Source organism: Methanobacterium formicicum DSM 3637 (genome assembly GCF_000302455.1).
GTDB classification, from domain to species: Archaea; Methanobacteriota; Methanobacteria; order Methanobacteriales; family Methanobacteriaceae; genus Methanobacterium; species Methanobacterium formicicum_A.
Window position 1 is genome coordinate 164,719 of the sequence record NZ_AMPO01000001.1, and the last position, 19,659, is coordinate 184,377.

Annotated in this window: 19 protein-coding genes; 13 read left to right on the plus strand and 6 right to left on the minus strand. The window is 38.4% G+C overall.

From position 1 onward, the window contains the following. Positions 1–80: 80 nt before the first annotated feature. Positions 81–1,070 (minus strand): diphthamide biosynthesis enzyme Dph2, encoded by a 990-nt coding sequence (gene dph2, locus A994_RS00935; protein ID WP_004029372.1) that lies wholly within the window; start codon positions 1,068–1,070, stop codon positions 81–83. Positions 1,071–1,115: 45 nt separating this feature from the next. Next, positions 1,116–1,694, minus strand: coding sequence for a hypoxanthine/guanine phosphoribosyltransferase (hpt, locus tag A994_RS00940; RefSeq protein ID WP_004029373.1), 579 nt, complete (start codon positions 1,692–1,694; stop codon positions 1,116–1,118). A 610-nt stretch (positions 1,695–2,304) separates the two neighbouring features. Here hpt and A994_RS00945 point away from each other — a divergent pair. The 8 genes from A994_RS00945 (at position 2,305) to A994_RS00980 (ending at position 8,870) form a co-directional block, all read left to right on the plus strand. Beyond that, positions 2,305–3,636 carry a signal recognition particle protein Srp54 gene (locus A994_RS00945; protein ID WP_004029374.1) on the plus strand — a complete coding sequence of 444 codons (1,332 nt, stop codon included), beginning with the start codon at positions 2,305–2,307 and terminating at the stop codon, positions 3,634–3,636. Between the two features lie 301 nt (positions 3,637–3,937). Next, entirely contained in the window at positions 3,938–5,158 is a 1,221-nt protein-coding gene (locus tag A994_RS00950) for a tRNA pseudouridine(54/55) synthase Pus10 (RefSeq protein WP_004029375.1), read from the plus strand. Positions 5,159–5,461: 303 nt separating this feature from the next. After that, positions 5,462–5,755 carry a 50S ribosomal protein L21e gene (locus tag A994_RS00955; protein ID WP_004029376.1) on the plus strand — a complete coding sequence of 98 codons (294 nt, stop codon included), beginning with the start codon at positions 5,462–5,464 and terminating at the stop codon, positions 5,753–5,755. A 5-nt stretch (positions 5,756–5,760) separates the two neighbouring features. Further along, positions 5,761–6,102, plus strand: coding sequence for an RNA polymerase Rpb4 family protein (locus A994_RS00960; RefSeq protein ID WP_004029377.1), 342 nt, complete (start codon positions 5,761–5,763; stop codon positions 6,100–6,102). Between the two features lie 139 nt (positions 6,103–6,241). Further along, entirely contained in the window at positions 6,242–6,820 is a 579-nt protein-coding gene (locus A994_RS00965; RefSeq protein WP_004029378.1) for a DUF655 domain-containing protein, read from the plus strand. A gap of 60 nt (positions 6,821–6,880) precedes the next feature. Beyond that, the gene (gene rsmA / locus A994_RS00970) at positions 6,881–7,735 is read left to right on the plus strand and encodes a 16S rRNA (adenine(1518)-N(6)/adenine(1519)-N(6))-dimethyltransferase RsmA (RefSeq protein WP_004029379.1); all 855 of its coding nucleotides are present in this window, start codon (positions 6,881–6,883) and stop codon (positions 7,733–7,735) included. Next, positions 7,719–8,114, plus strand: a complete 396-nt coding sequence (locus A994_RS00975) for a carboxymuconolactone decarboxylase family protein (protein WP_004029380.1) — start codon at positions 7,719–7,721, stop codon at positions 8,112–8,114. The genes rsmA and A994_RS00975 overlap by 17 nt, the downstream gene beginning before the upstream one ends. 159 nt (positions 8,115–8,273) lie before the next feature. After that, positions 8,274–8,870 carry a HemK2/MTQ2 family protein methyltransferase gene (locus A994_RS00980; RefSeq protein WP_004029381.1) on the plus strand — a complete coding sequence of 199 codons (597 nt, stop codon included), beginning with the start codon at positions 8,274–8,276 and terminating at the stop codon, positions 8,868–8,870. Between the two features lie 58 nt (positions 8,871–8,928). Here A994_RS00980 and A994_RS00985 read toward each other — a convergent pair whose 3' ends face one another. Both A994_RS00985 and A994_RS00990 read right to left on the minus strand, forming a co-directional pair. Further along, positions 8,929–9,942, minus strand: coding sequence for a hypothetical protein (locus tag A994_RS00985; protein ID WP_004029382.1), 1,014 nt, complete (start codon positions 9,940–9,942; stop codon positions 8,929–8,931). Between the two features lie 57 nt (positions 9,943–9,999). After that, the gene (locus tag A994_RS00990) at positions 10,000–11,004 is read right to left on the minus strand and encodes a hypothetical protein (protein WP_237739673.1); all 1,005 of its coding nucleotides are present in this window, start codon (positions 11,002–11,004) and stop codon (positions 10,000–10,002) included. Between the two features lie 472 nt (positions 11,005–11,476). Here A994_RS00990 and A994_RS00995 point away from each other — a divergent pair, with 472 nt between their 5' ends. The 4 genes from A994_RS00995 to amrS all read left to right on the plus strand — a co-directional run bounded on the left by A994_RS00995 (position 11,477) and on the right by amrS (position 14,564). After that, positions 11,477–11,875 carry a Zn-ribbon domain-containing OB-fold protein gene (locus tag A994_RS00995; RefSeq protein WP_004029384.1) on the plus strand — a complete coding sequence of 133 codons (399 nt, stop codon included), beginning with the start codon at positions 11,477–11,479 and terminating at the stop codon, positions 11,873–11,875. Beyond that, complete coding sequence (gene cfbA, locus A994_RS01000) at positions 11,847–12,296, plus strand: sirohydrochlorin nickelochelatase (RefSeq protein ID WP_004029385.1); 450 nt, start codon at positions 11,847–11,849, stop codon at positions 12,294–12,296. Before A994_RS00995 ends, cfbA begins: the two co-directional genes overlap by 29 nt. A gap of 5 nt (positions 12,297–12,301) precedes the next feature. After that, positions 12,302–13,369 (plus strand): thiamine-phosphate kinase, encoded by a 1,068-nt coding sequence (thiL, locus tag A994_RS01005; RefSeq protein ID WP_048204019.1) that lies wholly within the window; start codon positions 12,302–12,304, stop codon positions 13,367–13,369. A 190-nt stretch (positions 13,370–13,559) separates the two neighbouring features. Then, positions 13,560–14,564 carry an AmmeMemoRadiSam system radical SAM enzyme gene (gene amrS, locus A994_RS01010; RefSeq protein ID WP_004029387.1) on the plus strand — a complete coding sequence of 335 codons (1,005 nt, stop codon included), beginning with the start codon at positions 13,560–13,562 and terminating at the stop codon, positions 14,562–14,564. A 240-nt stretch (positions 14,565–14,804) separates the two neighbouring features. Here amrS and A994_RS01015 read toward each other — a convergent pair whose 3' ends face one another. Then, positions 14,805–16,088 carry a UbiD family decarboxylase gene (locus A994_RS01015; protein ID WP_004029388.1) on the minus strand — a complete coding sequence of 428 codons (1,284 nt, stop codon included), beginning with the start codon at positions 16,086–16,088 and terminating at the stop codon, positions 14,805–14,807. A gap of 508 nt (positions 16,089–16,596) precedes the next feature. Then, the gene (purE, locus tag A994_RS01020) at positions 16,597–17,658 is read right to left on the minus strand and encodes a 5-(carboxyamino)imidazole ribonucleotide mutase (protein WP_004029389.1); all 1,062 of its coding nucleotides are present in this window, start codon (positions 17,656–17,658) and stop codon (positions 16,597–16,599) included. Positions 17,659–17,841: 183 nt separating this feature from the next. On the opposite strand from purE, the gene A994_RS01025 reads away from it, so the two are divergent. Then, complete coding sequence (locus tag A994_RS01025; protein WP_048203987.1) at positions 17,842–19,572, plus strand: glycosyltransferase; 1,731 nt, start codon at positions 17,842–17,844, stop codon at positions 19,570–19,572. Positions 19,573–19,659 lie beyond the last annotated feature (87 nt).

A 19,659-nucleotide genomic window follows, 5' to 3' on the forward strand; every position in this document is an offset into this window, starting at 1 on the left:
GTGGTAATCCAATTTGTGATAATTTGTTAGATATATAATTTTTTAAAATATATTATGTTATGAATTAATGATTAATGATCTTAGTATTTAATCTCATCCATCTGATAATCTTCCCACTCCCTCAACCCCAGAACAATTTCCAACTCTTGAGGAGTTAATAGGGGCTTTTTATACATTTTAGAGTCATCAATCGCTATTCTAGGACATGCTGTCACTATGAATGCATCTAAATCCATGTAGGGCAATAAACTGGGAGGATTTATTTCATCCAGAAGTATCAGATACGCTTCCCTGCCTTCATTATATATCATCTTCTTTAAATCTTTTGCCAAGTCCAATCGGCATTGACCTTTCTTAGAAGATATGAGTATTCCAAATTTTTTAGCTTCTGTGGCCTTTGTTATGCGGGCGAATCGTATTCTGAGAATTCTATCAGTGAATTCATCAATATCTCTCACCTGGTTAAGGTAGGGGTCAGCTATAACCACTGGCTTTTGGGTGGAGAGTTTTATACCCAGGGGATGGAAGTTACCACTGCCCAGGTAAAGAAAGGCATCCACTGGAAGATCCTGAACTGATGAAAAATTACACCCCAATACCTGGCCTTTCAATGTTCCTGCACCCTCCTTCATGAGAACTTGCTTGCCATGTTCCTCCAGAAACTGTGCAGCATCTTCCAGAAGATGCAAATGCTGGGTAGTGGTCACCAGACCGATCTTTTCCTTTCCTTCAAGACTTTCAAGTGCTCTTTTTAAAATCTCCAAAGATCCCAACTGATAGTGGGCTTCCACAAAAAGAGTGGGAACATTATAATCAATAGGAAGCGGCGTATGCCCAAAATGCACCAGTAAATCCACTATTCCAGCCATTTCCATATCAGAGAGATCACAGGCACCATAGCAAGGATCACCAGATATTAAAACCAATGCTCCTGTTTCATTTTCGATCCGGCTAGCTAGTTCCGTTGCATGGACCTTTAAACCTTCAGGAAACTGCAAACCTACGACTTCTGCCTTTGTTTCCCTGATTTTATCCAGTACCTGGTCGATTTTAAATTGGTAACTTGTCATGATTCTAAAATCCATTTATTTGATTTAATGAGAAAATATTAAGCTTTAATTGTGCTGCCCGGCAGTGATTTTCTCCACCACTACCTTACCATCAATAACATTGGCTCGTACCAGTGTGTTCACCTTAATTCCAGTTTCTTTCTCCACAAATTCCCGGCCATCACCCTTTTCAATAATAGCCATTACATCCACGATATCTGTTTCTATGCGTTGAAGGGCTTTAATCACAGATGTCATGGTCCCCCCGGTGCTTACTACATCATCCACCAGGAAAACCCGATCTCCCCTTCTCAGACCATTAATGTATAATTCACCTTCACTGTATCCAGTTGTCTGGTGAACCGCTACTTCTCCCTCCAATCCATAAGAACGTTTCCTTACCACCACAAAGGGTATGTTGGTGAGTAGGGAAATAGCAGTAGCCAGGTGGATGCCCATGGCTTCCACACAGACAATTTTATCCACGTCCATGTTTCCAAACTTGGAAACTGCTTCTGCTACTTCCTGTAGTAAATTAGCTTCAACCAGTGGAACACCATCAGTTATAGGATGTACAAAATAATCATAATCCCCTTTTTTCACAACAGGAGCTTCGACAAGACTTTTTACTAACTTTTCCAGCATTTTACCACCAATTAAACACGCAAAATCCATGAAATCAAATGTTTACTATTTTACTCGAATTTCAGTATAAAAGATTATCTAACTTTTATATCTAACTTCTGTATATTCTAATACTTCAAACAATCCTGGGCAACCAGTAGTTTGCAACTTTAAAAACTATTATTTGGACTTTGAATACAATTATAAGCCCATAAATTACCCAAATTAATCTAAGTTGAAACCAATATATATGATCTGATAATGGTTTAAAATAGTTTCAAGTGTATTATCAATAATTATACTAATCAGTATAATATTTTATAACATTCGAATTTTAATTTAATTATTATAACACAACTTAGTTATTATACACAAATTAGTTATAATGAAACGGATAAACCAATTCCAAATTATTTTATAATTTATATATATTAAATTTAGATGTATAACTTAAGTGAATTTTATAGAAATTTTCATAGAATCTAAAGGCAATGATTGGTTTTATTCCTTAAAAAATGTGAAATATGCCCTTGATTTTATGAAAACCAACTTAAATACAGACATTGAAAAAATAACAAATAACACAACATAATTAAGATGATTAAAAAGATTAGGACGTGGTGATGCGATCATGTTGGGTAACCTGGGTAAAAATCTGACCAACACCATGAAAAAATTGGCCGGAATGACCATTATTGATGAAGAAGTGGTTAAAGAGGTCATTAAAGATATTCAAAGGGCTTTAATTCAGTCGGATGTTAACATAAAACTGGTTCTGAATCTATCTAAAACAATAGAGGATAGGGCCTTGAATGAAAAACCTCCTAAAGGAGTTACCGCCAAGGAACACGTCATTAAAATTGTTTACGAGGAACTGGTCCACCTCCTGGGAGATAAAGCAGCAGAAGTAGAAATTGATAAGAAACCTTACAAGATACTCTTTGTAGGACTGCAGGGAAGTGGTAAAACCACCACTATTGGAAAAATGGCCAAATACCTGCAAAAAAAAGGTTTCAACCCCGCATTAATCTGTACCGACACCTGGAGGCCAGCAGCCTACGAACAGTTACGCCAACTCACAGAAAGCCTGAACTTATCCCTTTACGGAGACCCCAATAACAAGGACGCTCTTGATCTGGCCCGTAAAGGTTTAAAAGAGTTTAAAAAGCAGGATCTTATAATTGTGGACACTGCCGGACGCCATAAGGAGGAAAAGGATCTCCTGGATGAAATGGAACAGATATCTGCAGTGGTGGAGCCTGATGAAGTTATGCTGGTCATTGACGGTACCATTGGTCAGCAAGCCAAGGAACAAGCTCTGGCTTTCAGTAAAACCACCAAAATTGGATCCATTGTAATAACCAAGCTGGACGGTTCAGCCAAAGGAGGAGGTGCCTTGTCAGCCGTGGCCGAGATAGGGGCACCCATCAAGTTTATTGGAACTGGTGAACGTATTGAAGACCTGGAAGTTTTCGATCCGGAACGTTTCATCTCCAGATTACTGGGAATGGGAGACATTAGAAGTCTCATTGAACGTGCTGAGGAAATTGCCGAGGAAGACGTTGACGCAGAAGCCATGGACGCCATGCTCAGTGGTAAGTTCACCCTGAAAGACATGTACAGTCAGTTTGAGATGATGAATAAAATGGGACCCATGCAGCAGGTTATGAACATGCTCCCGGGTATGGGAAATAAACTACCCAAAAACGCATCTCAGGTAACTGAAGAGAAACTGAGCAAATACAAGATCTTGATGGATTCCATGACTGAACAGGAATTAACCCATCCCGAAATTATCAAACAGTCCCGAGTTAAAAGAATAGCCCGAGGCTCTGGAATGCGTAACGAAGATGTTAAAGAGCTTTTAAAATATTATCAAGTTACTAAAAAAGCGATTAAGGGCTTCGGAAAACGTAAGATGGGCGGACCCATGGGACAGATGATGCGCCAGATGATGCGGTGACATCTGTCAACTTATTTTAACAGGTAGTTAACAGGTATAACTAATTTTAACTAATCCGAATGAGAATATTACCCTGACCAATCCAAACAATGCTAACCGGTCAATCCAATAGTCTGCAGGGTTAATCCAGATGAACTAAGTTCACCAATCTAAAAAAAATACTAATTTAAATCAATTCTACTAAAAAATTCATTGAAAGCTCATCACATCGTTATTGCATACAATTCAAATCCATTGCGTAATTTTTAACCATTAAATCATTAAAATAACCTAAATAAATTCATTTCAGGATAGATCTACCATGAAAAATGTTAAAGAACAGGCCCAGAAAATAATTGATACCACCCACGGGAACATTTGCAACCGTTGCCTTGGCAGGAATTTTTATCCACAAGTTTCAGGGAATGATAATCATGAACGAGGTGCTTATCTAAAAGATATTCTTAACACAGCTGAGGAAATCCCTGAAAAGGGTGAAGCCTGCTATGTTTGTGGAGACATTTTTAGGGAACTGGAAGATATCCTGGAGAGAATAATCAATACTATCCATGATTCTGGAGTTGAATTTGAAACATTCCTGGTAGGTTGTCGTCTGCCTCCTGAAATCCTGGAGAAAGAGAAAAAAATACAGAATGAAATCGGATCTGAAAATGATAGTCTTAAAAAAGAGATTAACCGGGAGTTAGGTAAAGAATTAGAACTCCGTCTGGAGAAAGAAGTGGATTTTGATAATCCTAACTTGGTGATTATGATGGACTTTGCCAACAACCAAGTGGATCTTCAAATAAATCCCTTGTTCATTGAAGGCAGATACCGAAAACTGATAAGAGGCATTCCCCAAACCAGGTGGCCCTGCCGAAAATGCAGAGGAAAGGGATGCAAAAAGTGTGATTTCACCGGGAAAATGTACCCTGAATCTGTGGAAGAGTTGATGGCAGAAACAGTTTTAAAGGCAACAGAAGGTCAAGAATCCAAATTTCACGGTGCAGGTAGGGAAGACATTGATGTGAGAATGCTGGGCAGAGGACGACCATTCGTATTAGAGATAAAAGAGCCGAAGATCCGCGAATTGAACTTGGAAGAGTTAACATCCAAAATAAACGAGTACTGCCAGGGAAAAGTAGAGGTTCTTGATTTAAAAATGGTGAGTAAGGATCGCAGAAGTGGTATTAAAGCATCTTCCACAGAGACCTATAAAATTTACCGTGCACTGGTAGAACTGGATCAGGAAACTGATGAAGAGAAATTAAATGCCTTAAATTCTCTTAATATTATAAAACAACGTACTCCTATTCGAGTTTCACACCGAAGAGCAGATAAAATCCGTACCAGGGAAGTGAAGGAGATTCAAGTTAAAATGCTGGATTCCAGTCATCTGGAGTTGGTTGTTAATTGTGAAGGGGGATTATATATCAAAGAACTTATATCTGGGGATGAAGATAGAACACAGCCCAGTGTAACTTCCCTTTTGGGTATAAATGCCAAGTGTGTAGAGCTGGATGTGTTGGAAGTTAACATTTAAATGAGTGGAAGGATAGTTTTATAAACTCCGTCACATCATAAATAATTTTAATCGATTTACCAAGGAGCCATAACCACATCGAGATTCATACGAATTTTATCTTAAATTGTAAGTTAAGCTCTGTGAGAAATAATATCATAAAATTAACAAATTGTGCCTGGGCAAATCCCCTGAATAGAGCAGATAATCTATATTATCCAATAACTCCGATGGAATCAGGATACTCATATAACAGGCAATTTGAAGTAAATTTAATAGCTAAATTTAATTAACCCATTTCTTATGGAAGTGGAGGTTTTGAAAATGACTCAGAGATCAAGAGGTTTTAGAAGTAAAACAAGGTACAAACTTAAAAAGACTTTAAGAGCAGGGAGAAGCAATCCCATAACCAAAAAAATCCAGACTTTCCAGGAAGATGACCTGGTTCACATCATAATAGACCCTAGCGTTCACAAAGGCCAACCCCACCCACGTTTCCATGGTAAAACCGGGAAAATTGCTGAACAAAGAGGCCGAGCATATATAGTAGCAATAAATGATGGGAATAAAGCTAAAAAACTGATTATTCGACCTGAACACCTGAAAATACAGGAGTGATGGGGATGATTGGGAAAAAAGTTCTTGAAACCGATCCAATACCCCTGGTTAAAGTTAAACCACTCCTAGAAGAGCGAGAAACAGTTCACGAACTCAGTTATGAACAGAATCTGGCCCTGGATCATGTCACCAAATTCTCCAAAATATCCGTAGATAATGCAGAGAAGCTGGTTGGTGAACTGGAAGAGATCATCAAAAAGACCCAAGCCATAAAAATAGCAGATGTCATGCCAGAAGATATGGATGACATGCGACTTATTTTCGCCAAGGAAAGGGGATCCCATAAAAAGGAAGAAATGGAGAATATACTTAAAATAGTTAGTAAATACAGGGAAGAAGAAGAATAAAAAACTTTTTAAAACCCTTTTTCCTTTGAATTATTGCCTATTTACAGTTTATGGGATATGGACATCGGCTGAAGTTTCGCTTTGTTAGTGAACGGATTAATGTAATATTAAAATTATAATTAATTATCAGGGTGGTCAAATGGAGGATTATGCTATTATTTTAGACTATTTACCTCTAGGTTATGTTAAAGAAGGATCAAACTCCTATAAGCGTAAACCTGTGGCTCAGGCAATTGGTACAGAAGAATTCACCCTGTTAGAATTAACACCAAAGGAAAATGTAAACCTGGATATTCATGAAAAAGTTTACATTGGAGCAGGGAAAAGAGAGAAAATTGCCAGGGTTAACCGTAGGTTACCCTTTAACAAAATGACTTCAACTGCCAGAATAGAGGTAAATTATGTCATTGAAGAAATTATAAAGGCAAAAGAAGACAAATTTATCCAATTCTTCAATGAAGCAGGCCCCATATCCACCCGTCTGCACCAGATTGAATTACTGCCAGGTATTGGTAAAAAGCACATGTGGGACATTATACAGGCCCGGAAAGAAGCACCTTTCCAGGACTTTGAGGATGTGAAAAAACGAGTCCCCATGTTATCTGACCCGGTGAAACTCATTGCTAAAAGAATTCATCTGGAACTGGAAGCTGCTGAAGATAGAAAGGGTAAAAAGAAATACATTCTATTCACCAGACCCCCAAAACGGAAATTTTAAATATTTTTTTTAAACTAAATTCCTTTTTTTAAATGATATAGGAATTGGAAGATTAAGGAAATGTTGGCACAAGAAACCTCCCAGCTGTTAAAAAAGCATCAAATAAGGTTAGATCGGAGGAAAGGCCAAAATTACCTCACCAATGATCATATTTTAGCCAAAATTATCGAAAATGCCCAGCTCAATGATTCAGATGTGGTCCTGGAGATCGGAGCCGGTATTGGCACATTAACACTCCCACTGGCTGAAAAATCTAGTAAAGTAGTCGCTTTTGAGCAGGATAAACGAATAGTTCGGGTTCTCAGGGAAAGGCTCCATGAACTGGGAATATCCAATGTGGAAGTTATGGAGGGCGATGCTACAAAAATGGAGTTCCCTTATTTTAACAAAGTAGTTTCCAATTTACCCTACCAGATATCATCACCCATAACATTCAAACTCCTCAATTACAACTTTGATTACGCTATTTTAATGTACCAACTGGAATTCGCCCAGAGAATGGTAGCCCAACCCGGGGAATCCAATTATTCCCGCCTGTCAGTGATGATGAACCTGTGCACACACACAGAACTTCTTTTTAATGTCCCCAAGAATGCTTTTCTACCCCCACCCAGAATTTCCTCAGCTGTAATCAAGTTAACACCCAAAAAAAATCCACAGGCAGATAAATTCTTTGCTAATACTTGCAGAGCATTGTTCCAGCATAAAAAAAAGAAATCAGGAAAGGCTTTACTTCAATCTTTCCATGAAATATCCGACCTAAACCTGGATCGAACTACTATCCGGGATCTAATCTTGAAACTGGATCCTGAACTCACTGAGGAAAGGGTTTTTAAGTTGAATGAGAAAGAAATTTTAACAATTTCCAGAGAACTTAAAGAGTTAATGGAGGGATATGATGAAAAAAATGGGTGATGAAAACAATAATGATACGGATGGAACTGAGAAGGATGTAATCCTAAAAGATAGGAATAAAATCACTGCAATAAACCCTTTTCAACTATTTCAGAATGAATTTCCGGAATTAGCAGGACGTTTCAATGACCTGGTGGATGCCCAGCGTTCTCTTAAAGGAATGGATCCCAAGACCAAACAACTGGTCAATATAGCTATCCAAACTGCAAAATGTAACCCTATGGGAGTTAAAATGCATGCACAGATGGCCAAAAGTCAGGGAGCATCCAGAGACGAGATTTTAGGAGCAGTGGTTATGAATCTTCACCTTTCAGGATTGTCAAATGTGCTGGATTGCCTTCCCACTGCCCTGGAAGGTTTGGAATCTGTGAAAAAATAAGCTCAAGCCCCCTAATAACTCAATTAACCTTATTAAAACTATTAAAAACAAAAGAATATTAAAAATATTTATTAAAAATACCTTTAAAATCATTTTCATTCATAGAATTTAAAATGATATAATTCATACGAATCAAGCTACTAACTTTGAGGATTAAAGATGTTAGATTACAATGGAATTCATTACAAAACCCATCCTGAAGTATACGAACCTGCTGAAGACACTTTTCTCCTTGCAGAAAACCTTCAAGTGGAAAGAAAGCACCGGGTGCTTGAAATAGGAACCGGGACTGGAATTGTGACAATAACTGTTTCCAGACAATGCAGGACAGTTGTAGCAACTGATATCAATCCCCATGCCATTAAATGTGCCACCCACAATATTATCAACAACAAGGCCTATAACGTGGAGATTAAAGAAGGAGACCTGTTTGAACCGGTTTCTGATGAGAAATTCGACTTAATATTATTCAATACACCCTACCTTCCCACTTCCGAAGAGGAAAGGGTTGATGATGAACTGGAAGCTGCATGGGACGGTGGTGTAGATGGTAGAAAAGTCATAGACCGTTTTCTGGATGAATTAATTGATCACCTTAATCCTGAGGGAACAGTCCAGCTAGTGCAATCTTCTTTATCAGATAACGATAAAACCCTAAAAAAATTAAATGACATTGGTATGGATGCATCGATAACTGCCCGTGAAAAGCATTTCTTCGAAGAAGTGGTGGTTATAACGGGAAAATTAAAAATATAACTTTATCTATAACCATTAGGTCTTTTTTATCTTTTTTTATTATCTTTTTTATAAAAAATTAAACCCACACTTTAAAAACAAAATAGCAAACTTGTGGAGCTAAATACTCAACTTTAACCTTTTCATAAGGAGTTCCCTTAGGAAATCCGGCTAGATAAGTATTAAAGGATTTATCAGGATTTCCAGATGAATATACATGTAACCAAAGCACAACAGTACTGTTATTGCCCATAATTTCCTTTATTTTGCCATTGACTAGGATTGGGTTGTTTTGGAATAATTGGGCATTTTCTGTTAGGTTTTCTGGCCGGTCCATCTCCCAGACTGCTGATGGATCTTTTACACGATCCGAATCAGTCATTATATAAAAATCAGTTGAATTTAACATTGTTTGATTTACTCGAAAAGGGTAACATATCCACCCTGCTTTCACATTTCTATAATCCACATTTGAATGTGACAAATTCCCATTTACACCAGAATGTGGACATTTTTCACCTAACTGTTTCTGTTGGGATAATTGAAAGGATTCCTGGGCATTGATAAAGACCAGTATACTGGTATCAAAGTAATTACAAAGAACTGTACGGTTTTCCACCATTATTTCTGTAGAATCAGGGTTGTCACCCATATTCTTCACGAATATTGGTTCTGAAGATGTGTTTACCGGGTAAATAACCATAGAAGATTTATAATATGAGGGAATTACATGTCCCACCATTAATTCATCATAACTTTCTTTAAGGCGGTTTATCTTCCGAATACTTAGAACATCGGCATGAGTTTTCACATTGGACGCGTTCATGTCAGCCAATCCAGGTGTAACCCCACCCAAATCATATAATTCTTCCCAATTTTCTGGAGATCCAGGTGTTTTCACCAGCATATCTGCACCGGAGATAGTAATTCTTTCCAGAGAATTTCCATAGGCATAATCCTCCATTTTTGAACCAACAACGTCCAGGGCATTTGCTGAAACTCCCAATATGACTGTTATTATCACAAGCGCCAGCATTAAATCCATTGAAAATACCATTCCCTGCTTATCTTCAGTAAATTGATTTTTAGACATTTTATCACTGGAATCATTCAATATCTTAATTTCAATCTAGAAGTCTCGTATTCAATTTTAAAAATTAGGTAATCCATATTTTTGTCTATGGGAATTGTCCAGATAGATTTGGAAATTGTGAGTTCCATTGGTAAAGTAGATGAGTCTACAGCCAGAGTAGGTTCCGTGGGAACCAGTGTCATTGAATATAACATGATCCACCGAACTAGGAGCATTTGATGAATTATTTGACAGGGAAACATTACCCAGGGGATTTGAAAATAAGGTATTATCAGATGGTGCGGGTGTGATGAAGGTTTCCATACCGTAATGGGGGCAGGTACCCCTCCCCTCCAGTCTGCAGAGGAAACAAGACCCATCACTACTTTCATGATAGAATCCATTGTCAATGCAATTTTTCAGGTTTACCAGTTCATCTGTGTCTCCGTGGAGAATATAAGGATCATAGGGGCATTTTTTTATGGATAACGCAGATGTGGCATTTTCGTAGGCTTCAAAATTTTCGATGCCCCTTGATTTGAGATAATTTTCAAGGCTGGAACCATAGTATGTCCGGTCTCCTTTTATGGTTGCACCCCCATAATTCCTGCACTTGATGAATGGCAGTGGATCATAAATAGGGAATGATCCATTAACAAGGGAAATGTTCTGAGTAAGATTTACCTGATGTTTCAGGGTGCCTTTATTAACAGTACACCTTGATTTTACTTCCACACAAAATGGATCAAAACTGTTATCCACATTCAATATTTTACACTCCACCAACATGCCATCACCACAATATCTTGAACAAAAACTATCCATTCTGTTCTGTAATTCTTCCTTAACCTCTTTTCTACTGTTTGAAAGTGGTTTTCCACTATGTATAACCTCCAAAGATTTATCTCTAAGTACTTCCCTTCCCACCAATGGTAAACTTGCTTCCAGATCCGTGGCAACACCCATAACATCCTGGGAGTTCAAGATGTCTTGCTGGATGTTGGTTTGATCCACAGTCATGTCTACCAGTACCGTCAACAGTAAAACAGCAGGTAAAATAAGAAAAAATGAAGATAAACTCATTACATACCCATTATTATCCATAATGCAGCCCTTTTTATTTTAGTGTCAACTCAAACCTAATTCCAGTAGTTGTTCCATTCCTGTTTTGACCCCAGATATTTATTATTTAATATATAAAAAGTAATACAATATAAAGTTATTTCTAAAACAAAAAATTATATTATCCCCCAGTAAAATAGGATAGAGAAAAAAAAGTTCACCACAAAATATTCTCACACATCTATATCACCATAATTTAAAAATTCCTCATAATTAAAAAAATATCCATGATCTTCAAGAAAATATCCCTAGTCACATTATCCTAGATCAGAACCATTCCAATCATAAAACATATAAAAACATCAGAATTATATAAGGATTTATAAGAATTAGATTATAAGAATTAGATCAAATTATAAAATCTGAATTCAAATACTGAATTTTTTCAGCTAAACCATAACCAACACAATAAAATCTTAGCGAGGTATTATAAATGAAAGATATAGTAAGAGGATGGCGTCACATCTCCCAAAGATATAATCTCATCGGATCAAAGTGTTTACAATGCGGCGAAGTATTTTTCCCCATGAGGGTAATTTGCCCTAAATGCAGACGGAAAGGACAATTAGAACCCATAAAATTCAGTGGAAATGGAAAGATTATGAGTTACTCTGTTATTCACACACCAACAGATGAATTCAAAAATATATCACCCTATGCTGTGGCTATTATTGAACTGGAAGAAGGAGCTAAAATCACCAGTCAAATAGTGGATTGTAACACCGATGACATTGAAATAGGTCAGGAAGTAGAGTTAGTATTCCGGAAAATCAGAGAAGAAGGCGCAGAAGGAGTTATATCCTATGGTTACAAATTCAAACTCAAACAGTAATGTAGGGATCGTGTTAGTGGGCCACGGCAGCCGACTACCCTATGGTAAAGATGTTCTAAGCCAGTTAGCAGAGATTTATAGACAGGAAAGTGATCATCCTGTGGAAGTGGGCTTTATGAACATGAACAAACCTTCCATTCCATCATCCATAAATAAACTAGCCCAGATGGGTGTGGAAAAAATAGTGGTAACCCCTGTGTTCCTGGCTCCAGGAGTGCACACCACAGAGGACATCCCCCGTATTTTAGGATTGGGTAATGGTGATGAAACCCATGAACATAGCCATGAGCATGGACACAGCCACGACCACGGTGAAACAGAGGAAATTCACTTTCACGGGGAGATAATCTACACCGATCCCCTGGGCCCCGATCCAAAAATCGTTTCCATAATACAGGACAGGGTTAATGAAGCCCTTTAAAGATGATGCCTTCTAAAGATTCAAAACATCCCCCAAATCTTAAAATATCCAATATTGGTGAGAAAAAGCTTATTAAACGACTTCTATCCCGGAGTCGTGCTTCTCAACCTAATTCTCCTTTTTTTGATGAATTTTATTTTAAAAGTCTCAGTGACGACGCTGCCCTCATTGATCTGGGAGATAATTATCTGGTGGTTACTTCTGACCTTTTACTGGAATCAAGTCACCTCCCATCAGATATGAGCCCAGAAGATAGGGGTAGAAAGGTAGTGACAGTGAATGTCAGTGACCTGGCAGCCATGGGAGCCAAACCCATTGGTTTCATACTGTCTCTGGGCTTACCAGAGGATCTTCCCCTTAATGAATTTGATGAGATAATGGATGGTGTGCTCAAATCATGTCAGGATTATGAAATGGGCCTTATGGGTGGTGACACCAACCAATCCGATGAGTTAATCCTCAGTGGAACCTGTTTAGGGATAGTAGGTAAAAACAAAGTGCTTATGAAAGAAGGTGCACGACCAGGGGATGTGGTGGCGGTTACCGGCTCCCTGGGTGTGGCAGCAGCAGGATTCGAATTTTTATTATCACCACAACCAGTAAAGGAAAATCTTAAAAAGGAACTCAGAAATTCCACCCTGAAACTCATCCAGAAACAGGCCATCCAACCGCGTGCCAGATTAAAAGAAGGAATTTCACTGGCAAATACTGGTGCAGTGACTTCTGCCACTGATATAACCGATGGTCTGGCCAGTGAAGTGGGTGAATTGTTGGAAGCTTCCAAAAACAGCGTGGGAATCAGTCTTTTTGAAACCATGATCCCCATTACTCTGGAAGTGGAAGAACTAGCTACTGCATTAGATCAGGACCCACTTGATTTGGCTCTTTATTATGGTGAGGACTTTGAACTTCTTTTAACCATTGAAAAAGATGAATTCAAACATTTGAAGGACGAATTCGGGCTTCATCAGGTTGGAGTGGTGACGGATTCTGGTAAGATGGAAATAATAAATAAAGATGGTAAAACAAATATATTAGAAGGGAAAGGTTACCAGCACTTTGTAAATAAATAAAGGGGATGTTTAATTTAAGAACCGATCTCAAGAATTTTTATAGACAACCCACTTCATAGACAACCCAAATAATTCAATAAATTATCCCAGGAATTTTAATACTATCCCCAGAATTTTAAGAGCTTATCTTCAAAATAAAAAAATATCTTTATTATTTATAACATTTTTTCAATATAATGGGGGTTTAAAATTGAAAAAGGAAGCCATACTTTATGAGAAGCTAGATGGCGTGCTTAATTGCCATATCTGTAATCGTAGTTGTGTTATATCCCATGGTAAAACTGGTTTTTGCGGGATGAGGCAGAATGATAACGGCACTATGTACAGTTTGAATTATGCATCAGCTTCCTCAGTAGCAGTCGACCCCATTGAAAAAAAACCTCTTTTCCATTTTTATCCCGGCAGCCTATCATTTAGCATGGGGAGCATTGGATGCAACTTTCGCTGCCCTTACTGCCAGAACTGGTCCATATCACAGGCAGATCTTGATGAAATCGGAACCAGGGATATTCCCCCTGAAGAGGCAATAAAGATGGCACTGGATAATAACTGCCAGTCCATTTCATGGACCTACAACGAACCCACCATGTGGTTTGAATATACCTATGATTCTGCAAAACTGGCCCATAAAAATGATTTGAAGACAGTTTACGTTACCAATGGTTACATGAGTTCGGAATCTCTTGATCTGATCGCACCTCATCTTGATGCGGCCAACGTGGATTTGAAGGGGATGTCCGATAAATTTTACCAAGAACTGTGCCAGGCACGTCTGGAACCCGTGCTGGAAAACATCCAGGCCATGCATGATAAGGGCATTCACTTGGAAATCACCAACCTGGTGATACCAGGATACAATGATTCTCCAGAAGACCTCCAATCACTGGTGAAATTTGTGGCTGATGTAGATGTGAACATCCCCCTACACTTAACCCGCTTCTATCCCCATTACAAAATGAACCTGGTACCACCTACCCCAGTAGAAACCCTGGAAAAAGCCTATGAAATGGCCCGAGAGGCAGGTATAAAATATGTTTACGTGGGGAACGTTCCAGGAAGTGATGGGGAGAACACCAAATGTCCGAATTGTGGAGAACTTCTCATTCAAAGGGATGGATTTAGTGTTGAGTCCAATAATTTGAAGAAAAATAAGGAATGCCCCAGTTGTGGGACAAAAATCAACATTAAGTTTTAGTTTATCTTCATATAATTGATAAAATTCATATAACCCTTGATAAAAATTTCACAGGACCATTAATTTGAAGAAAATAATTAAAAAGGGCTAATTAAAAAGGGCTAATTAAAAAGGGCTAATTAAAAAGGGCTAATTAAAAAGGGCTAATTAAAAATAACGATTAAAAAAAATGGCCATTAATTAAAGGCTATTAATTAAAAATCCAAAAAAAAGAAATTAGGGTTATTAGGTATTGAAAACCTAATTAGAGAAACTAACCCTCTCAAATTTCTCAAGCTTGTCCAGTGGTTTGGTGGCATCCACTCCCATCTTGGTGGTTGTTCCATCCGGTTTAGCACAAGGGTCCAGGGATGATCCCCGAGCTCCAGGAACGATTAATATGTCTTCATCACCTTTTACTCGAGTAGCAATGGCGTACTCAATATCTTCAGCATTGAAGATGTTAACATCCTCGTCAACCACCACACAGTGTTTAAGTGAGGGGTGAGCTGCCAGTGCAGCCATTATAACATTTTTCCCATCACCCTGAGTCTGTTTCTGAATTGATATAGCCGCGTGCAGCCAGCAACAACCTCCTTCAGTGAGGGCCACGTTTTTCACAGTAGGTACAGTGTTCTGAACTGCGTTGAAAATCCTTGGCTCCTGTGGAAGACCCTGAAGGAGTTTATGCTCGAAGCCAGCTGGCATTATGGCATGGTACATTGAATCGTGCCGGTAATGCATCCGGTCTAGTTCAATCACCGGTTCCATTCGCACCACATCATAGGTATCAGTCAGGTCCACAAATGGTCCTTCTTCGGCTCTTTCATGAGGCAACATCTTTCCCTCTAAGAGAATTTCACATTCAGGAACTTCCAGATCCACGGTTTCACATTTTATAAGCTTCATTTCCCCCTGATGGAAATTGTTGGCCACTTCCAGTTCATCCACAGTTATGGGTACAGAGGTTGTTGTGGCTAAAAGGGTGGCAGGATGCATTCCAATGGCAATAGCCACCTCTAAAGGTTCATCAAGTGCTTCTGCCCTTTGATGATAAGTGTAAAGATGTCTGGGTACGATCCTGGCAGTTAGCCTGTCTTTACCCAGAACGAGCATACGGTGTATGGAAGCGTTACGAACGTCAGTTTCAGGATCCTTGGCAATTATCACCCCAGAAGTGATGTAAGGCCCACCATCCCGAGAATAATAAGTTAATATTGGAATTTCAGAAAGATCAGCTGGTTTAGAAACACTGAAAATATCTTGCACACTTTGACAATCACTGATTGGCATAGGATTGTTAATTGCTCCCATTATTCTCTGAGTAATCCCTGCTACATCTGTGTTTAGAGCTCTGGCAATCTTTTCACGAGTATTACATATACCCGATACGACCTTCATATTTGATTCATGGATATTTTCCATGATGATGGTGTCTTTTGGATTTTTTTTCAGAAATTCAGCAGCTTCAAGGTTAACTGAAACCTCTTCCCCAATTCTAAGGGTGTTAAAGTCTTTTTCAAGAGTTTTTAAGAATTCTTTCATGATTCCACCAACTGATTCATTTGATAGTAGTAATAATAAACAGAACCAAAAATATTAGGAGTATTCCTCCCCAAATATAATTTGCAGGGCACGAAAGTTTGCTTGTGGAACAACTCTCATTTCCCCTTTGGTTTTTCTTTTGTTTCATAAATTCACAGTAAATCGTTAGTTAATCTTATGAATATATTGGAGCTAATTTGGAATATATTTTATGGATATATGGCAGTTAGTGATATTCATTCGATTGCACCTGATTTGTGTAAAAATACATGAAGGAAGTAAAAATCTGAATTAGACTTTGATAACTGCAAATTAAATTTATTTAACAATTAAATTATAATTATAATTATAATTATTTTGAATAAAAATGGTAAATAATAACCTTTTAAGCGAATTATGACGTTTATTGGAAATAATGACCTTTTAAGGGAAATAGTAACCTGTTGAAATATTCCTGAATTTCATTTTAAAAAAAAGTAAATTTATTGAGTTTAAAAAAAGTAGCTCGTCATCTTTTACAGTTAATATTACCTTTAAATCTAAGCAAATCTCTTTTTATCAATGAATCACCTATACCCAACATTTCAGCAGCAAGCAGGGCCGCATTACCCCCTGCATCCACACCCATGGTGGCTACTGGAACTCCAGGCGGCATGTTCACCATCGATAAAAGAGCATCCATACCCCCCATTTTAATGGCACATGGCACCCCTATTACTGGTTTTTCAGTGTAAGCTACCACTGCCCCGGTTACATGGGCTGAAAGGCCAGATATGGCAATGAAAATCTGGGCATCTTTATTTCTTTTGAGGAAATTCTCAAATTTATCAGGAGACCGGACTGGTGAAACAACTGCCGAGTCATAAGTTATGTTAAGTTTATCAAGGAACATAGTGGTCTTTTTAGCCACTTTTATGTCACTGTAACTTCCAGATATCACTGCCACCTGAGGAAGGATATTCCTATCTCTAACTTTACCTGGATGGGTTGTGATCTTATTTTTTGTACCCTCCAGATTTCCATTAACTACTTTTACTTCTTCCTGATCAGGAGTAGGGTTGATTTTAGAATAATATTTCCCCTTCATCTGGAGAAAAAGCTTTTCCTCATCTCCGGCTATCTTTGAATAAAAATCTTTGCGGAAAGAGGATAACCGTTCCCGAACATCGGCATTTCCAATACCTATTATTTGAGCAGCCAGTATAGCAGCATTATCACCCCGATCAATACCCACAGTTGCCACTGGCGCCCCCAATGGCATCTGAACTGAGGCAAAAAGAGCATCAAGCCCGGCCACTTTAACATCCACTGGGACTCCAATAACAGGTTTATGAGTAATACCTGCCATTATGCCAGGGAGATGAGCAGAGAGCCCAGCTATTCCTATAAAAACTTCCACTCCACTTTTTGTTGCTGTTAAAACAATATTTTTTACTTTTTCATGGGTACGGTGCGCTGATGCCACCCTGAGATCATAGTATATTCCCAGTTTTTCCAGAATTGCAGTTGCTTTTTCGGCAATTTTAAAATCTGAAGCACTACCCAGTATAATCATAACCTTTGGTTCCATTATAAACCTCACTTTTTAGTATCGTATACAATTAGGTATCAATGAGACCCTTATGTACATAATAATATGTATAAACTGATAATAAAAGTTTTAGTTAAATTGACCTAATAAAAGGAGAAACCTTATATAATCTTATAAGTTAGTTTAGGTAATAGAAGGTATAGGAATAGAGGTGTAATATAAGTGTATTGGATTATTCTATTATTTGTCCTGTTCATCGCTTCGGTGAAACCCAGGAGTTCAAAAAAACCAATGACCGTTTCGGTCATATTACCCGCTTATAACGAGGAAAAAACCGTTGATAGCGTTATTAAAACTGTTAAAGCACTTAATTATGTTGACGAGATCATCGTGGTTAACGATGGTTCTCTGGATGCCACTGAACAAGTAGCAAAAGAAGCAGGAGCCACAGTTATAAGCCATACCAAGAATCGAGGAAAAGGTGCTGCAATAAAAACCGGGTTTAAAAACTCTAAAGGTGATATAGTAGCATTTATTGATGCTGATCTCCAGAAATTAGCCCCTAAACAGGTGGACAAGATGATCCAGCCCATCCTCAATGGTGAAGCCGATGTTACCAAGACCAAATTTAAAAGAGAAGCCGGCCGAGTTACAGAGTTAACAGCCAAACCTCTTTTAAGCTTTTTCTTCCCTGAAATCAGGTTTGAACAACCCCTGAGTGGTCAGTTTGCCGCTAAAAGATCATTCCTGAGCAACATCCAGCTGGAAGATGATTACGGTGTGGATGTGGGAATTGTACTGGACGCCGATGTAATGGGCGCACGGGTTAAAGAGGTGGATATTGGTAACATAAGCCATTCAATGTCTTCCCTATACGAACTGAACATTGTGGCCACTGAAGTGGTGCGTACCATTGTGGATCGAGCCAACAGCTACGGTAGAATAACCATGATCGACACCCTGGGAAGATCCATCAGGATGGCTGTTTTAGGCCTTTCACTGATAACATTAGGATTTTTCTTTGTGTTCTTCATCCGAATCCGCCCTTCATACTTGGCCCTGTACCTTGGAACAGGTATAATCATAACTGGAATTATAATTGCCGCTTACTATATCATTAAGATCATCAGGGCATCAATTAAAACTATTTTAAGGCCTGATGGTAAGTCCAGGAATCTTAAATCATTTTTTTACATGCATTCGCCCCTGATTGTATCCGCCCTCATTATGTTCGCGGTGCTCTTTACCATGCTGGGCTCGGTGCACGTGGATGAGGGTAAAATATCCATTGAACCTGCAGCCAGGAATGTTATATTCTGGAAACAACCCGTGGAAAACCAGACCATTGATATAAGAGGACCCTATACTGTGGATAGCGCTCTGGAAAATGAATTCACAACCATTAGAATACCACAGGATGCCTTAAATACATTGGAACTGGGGTATGGAGACACCATTATCATTGGGGGGCAGAGTTATAGTCTGAATCAGACCATTCCTGGTGAAGATAGTATAATACGGATCCCATATAATGCCCGAACCACACTGGGACTTAATGTAAGGGATGTTATCAGAGATACGGATCTGCGTAATTACTTTAAGGATCTTTACGCCGAGAAAGCAATTCCACTGAACACGTCCAATTTGACTGTTACCCAGGGTCTTGTGCTTAAAAACACGGTAAGTGATGCTAAAGTTATCAATCTGTATCTGAACAATCAGAAAATAGGCACAACCACAGGAATACTTAAAGATGGGACCTATAGGATTTATGTGAATGGTTATCTTTATGAAACTATCCGCGTGGATAATAACAGTACCCAAAAAACGTTTCTGGTGACTAAAGGGAATAATGTGGTGAAGATGGAAATTGCTGGAGATGCCAAATCCGGCGCAGAGTTCCCCACCTCCGATAAGGGAATAATGTTCTACTTCAACTTCCCCAGCAGTTGATTATTCCCTAATTCATTTTTAAACTCTTAAACTTTTTTTAACAGGATTTTTACTGAATTAATTATTTAACTGAATTATTAAATTTTG

What these genes read in the sequence shown, in the direction of transcription:
- A994_RS00955 (WP_004029376.1), top strand. Translation starts at nt 5,462, where the DNA reads ATGACTCAGAGATCAAGAGGTTTTAGAAGTAAAACAAGGTACAAACTT.
- purE (WP_004029389.1), bottom strand. Translation starts at nt 17,658, where the DNA reads ATGGAACCAAAGGTTATGATTATACTGGGTAGTGCTTCAGATTTTAAA.
- A994_RS01015 (WP_004029388.1), bottom strand. Translation starts at nt 16,088, where the DNA reads ATGAAAGAATTCTTAAAAACTCTTGAAAAAGACTTTAACACCCTTAGA.
- A994_RS00960 (WP_004029377.1), top strand. Translation starts at nt 5,761, where the DNA reads ATGATTGGGAAAAAAGTTCTTGAAACCGATCCAATACCCCTGGTTAAA.
- A994_RS00945 (WP_004029374.1), top strand. Translation starts at nt 2,305, where the DNA reads ATGTTGGGTAACCTGGGTAAAAATCTGACCAACACCATGAAAAAATTG.
- thiL (WP_048204019.1), top strand. Translation starts at nt 12,302, where the DNA reads ATGCCTTCTAAAGATTCAAAACATCCCCCAAATCTTAAAATATCCAAT.
- A994_RS00995 (WP_004029384.1), top strand. Translation starts at nt 11,477, where the DNA reads ATGAAAGATATAGTAAGAGGATGGCGTCACATCTCCCAAAGATATAAT.
- cfbA (WP_004029385.1), top strand. Translation starts at nt 11,847, where the DNA reads ATGGTTACAAATTCAAACTCAAACAGTAATGTAGGGATCGTGTTAGTG.
- dph2 (WP_004029372.1), bottom strand. Translation starts at nt 1,070, where the DNA reads ATGACAAGTTACCAATTTAAAATCGACCAGGTACTGGATAAAATCAGG.
- hpt (WP_004029373.1), bottom strand. Translation starts at nt 1,694, where the DNA reads ATGCTGGAAAAGTTAGTAAAAAGTCTTGTCGAAGCTCCTGTTGTGAAA.
- A994_RS00950 (WP_004029375.1), top strand. Translation starts at nt 3,938, where the DNA reads ATGAAAAATGTTAAAGAACAGGCCCAGAAAATAATTGATACCACCCAC.
- A994_RS00965 (WP_004029378.1), top strand. Translation starts at nt 6,242, where the DNA reads ATGGAGGATTATGCTATTATTTTAGACTATTTACCTCTAGGTTATGTT.
- A994_RS00980 (WP_004029381.1), top strand. Translation starts at nt 8,274, where the DNA reads ATGTTAGATTACAATGGAATTCATTACAAAACCCATCCTGAAGTATAC.
- A994_RS00985 (WP_004029382.1), bottom strand. Translation starts at nt 9,942, where the DNA reads ATGTCTAAAAATCAATTTACTGAAGATAAGCAGGGAATGGTATTTTCA.
- A994_RS00990 (WP_237739673.1), bottom strand. Translation starts at nt 11,004, where the DNA reads ATGAGTTTATCTTCATTTTTTCTTATTTTACCTGCTGTTTTACTGTTG.
- rsmA (WP_004029379.1), top strand. Translation starts at nt 6,881, where the DNA reads ATGTTGGCACAAGAAACCTCCCAGCTGTTAAAAAAGCATCAAATAAGG.
- A994_RS00975 (WP_004029380.1), top strand. Translation starts at nt 7,719, where the DNA reads ATGAAAAAAATGGGTGATGAAAACAATAATGATACGGATGGAACTGAG.